Raw genomic sequence first — 2,714 nt, 5'->3', positions numbered from 1 at the left:
GGATACACGTTCGGCAGGGTCAAATCTCGAGTCGAAGCTCTGCCGGATGATACGGATTCAAACGAAAACCGGTGAACTTGGCGCAAGACTCTCCGAATCTGGAACAAGAATAGTCAAATCTGGAACAAGAATTTCCATTGGGAATTGCAATTCAGTTGTGACTGGTTGAACTGTACCCCTCAAGCCATCTCGACTTCCACAATTCCCGGTATGGCTTTCATCGCACTGGCGACCTGCGGACCGACACGATAGCGGTTCGGCAGTTCGATCTCCACTTCGGTTGCGCCATTTTCCTTGATCAGGATCAGGCTCACCACTTGGCCGTCGTTTTGCGGTACCAGATAGGGCGTAATGGCGTTCAATGGTTCGCTTGAACGCATATAAAGGCGCAGGGCCTTCTGCATGCGGGTCGCCTCATCTTCGAGCGATTGGGCCGTCTGGATGCGCAAGCTGATGCCTTCCGGACGATCCTCGGCACCAACAGTGATTACCACGGAACGACCGGGTTCAAGCAGATCGCGGTACTGAGAGAGGGCTTCAGAAAAGAGTACCGCCTCGAATTGTCCTGAGGAATCAGAGAATTGGATAATTCCCATTTTGTTGCCAGTCTTGGTCTTGCGCTCCTGCTTGGCCGTAATTGTCCCGGCAAGACGCCCCGCATTGGCGCCGCGTTTGACCGCCGCCGAAAACTCCGACCAGGTCTGGACGCGCATCTTTTCAAGCACTGCCCGATATTCGTCGAGCGGATGCGCCGAGAGATAGAAACCCGCCGCCTCGAATTCCCGTCGCAACTTCTCGGCCGAAAGCCAAGGTGCAGCCGCGGGAAGCTGGATGGTTTGGGCACTTGCGGCCATTCCCCCGAATATATCCGCCTGACCGCTAACGCTGTCTTCCTGTGTACGTTGTGCATGGCCGATAATCCTGTCGAGCCCGGCAATCAACGCAGGCCGTTCACGCCCGAAACAATCGAAAGCACCAGCATTTATAAGGCTTTCGAAGACGCGGCGGTTGACGACACGCGGGTCGATCCGCTCGCAGAAATCCTCGAGGCTGGCATAGGGCGTCGCACCGCGTTTCTCGACAATATGATCGACAGCCGCTTCCCCAACGCCCTTGATGGCCGCCAGAGAATAGAAGATGCGGTTCTCGCCAACCTCGAACAAACGGTAAGACGTGTTGACCGATGGCGTGACGACTTCGATGCCAAGCCGTACCGCCTCCCGGCGGAAATCGTTGAGCTTGTCCGTGTTGGACATGTCGTATGTCATTGATGCGGCAAGGAATTCCACTGGATAGTGGGCCTTCATGTAGGCCGTCTGGAACGACACGATCGCATAGGCGGCGGCATGGGATTTGTTGAAACCGTAATCCGCGAACTTGGCGAGCAGGTCGAAGATGAAGTTGGCTTGCGGCTTGGTCACGCCACGCTCGACAGCACCGTCGACAAATCGGACCCGCTGCATGTCCATTTCGGCACGGATCTTCTTACCCATGGCACGCCGAAGAAGATCGGCTTCACCGAGCGTATAGCCCGACATTTCCTGCGCGATCTGCATCACCTGTTCCTGATAGATGATGACGCCTTGGGTCTCCTTGACGAGATGATCGATCTTCGGATGGATCGATGCCATCTCTTCATCACCGTTCTTGCGCGCATTGTAGGTCGGAATGTTCTCCATCGGGCCCGGCCGATAGAGCGCGACGAGCGCGATGATATCCTCAATCCGGTCGGGCCGCATGCCGATCAGCGCCTTGCGCATGCCGGTACTTTCCACCTGGAACACCCCRACAGTCTCGCCGCGGGACAACATTTCGTAAGTGGGCTTGTCGTCGAAGGGCAGATTCGAAAGATCTACCGTGATATCGCGCCGCTTTAGGAGGTTGACGGCGGTCTGCAGAACGGTGAGCGTTTTCAGACCAAGAAAATCGAATTTGACCAGCCCAGCCTCTTCGACCATTTTCATGTTGAACTGTGTAACCGGCATGTCCGAACGCGGATCGCGATACATCGGCACAAGTTCCGACAAAGGCCGATCCCCGATCACGATACCCGCCGCGTGAGTCGACGCGTGGCGATAAAGCCCCTCCAGCTTTAAGGATATGTCGAGCAATCGCTCGACCACTGGCTCCTTGTCACGTTCCTCCCGCAATCGTGGCTCGTCTTCGATTGCCTTGGATAGCGTCACAGGATTTGCCGGATTTGCGGGCACCATCTTGGTCAAGCGATCAACCTGACCATACGGCATTTCCAATACACGTCCGACGTCGCGCAATACGGCGCGAGCCTGGAGCGTACCGAAGGTTATGATTTGAGCTACCTGATCACGGCCATATTTACCCTGAACATAACGAATAACCTCATCGCGCCGCTCCTGGCAGAAGTCGATATCAAAGTCTGGCATCGAGACGCGGTCCGGATTAAGAAAGCGCTCGAAGAGCAGGGAGAACCGAAGCGGATCAACGTCCGTGATCGTCAGGGCATAGGCAACAAGTGAACCCGCGCCTGATCCACGTCCGGGACCGACCGGGATATCGTGAGCTTTGGCCCATTTGATAAAGTCGGCAACGATGAGAAAGTAACCCGGATACTTCATCCGGCTGATAATAGAAATCTCGTATTCCAGACGTTCCGAATATTGCTCGGCTGAATGGCCACCGGCTAGCCCCAAGGCCTGGATCCGCTGCGCAAGGCCCTCCCTCGCCTGGCGCGCCAG

1 protein-coding gene is annotated in these 2,714 nt (G+C 56.0%); it reads right to left on the bottom strand.

Translation table 11 applies throughout. The features are described from left to right. Window positions 1–179: 179 nt before the first annotated feature. Window positions 180–2,714 (bottom strand): DNA polymerase III subunit alpha (dnaE, locus tag ACXJ5O_RS23780; protein WP_457302058.1); only part of this gene is annotated, 2,535 nt, incomplete at its 5' end.

It is taken from the genome of Phyllobacterium sp. P5_D12 (genome assembly GCF_054049495.1).
The sequence above is the reverse complement of the archived record's forward strand: the minus strand, read 5'-3'. Positions and strand labels throughout refer to the sequence as shown.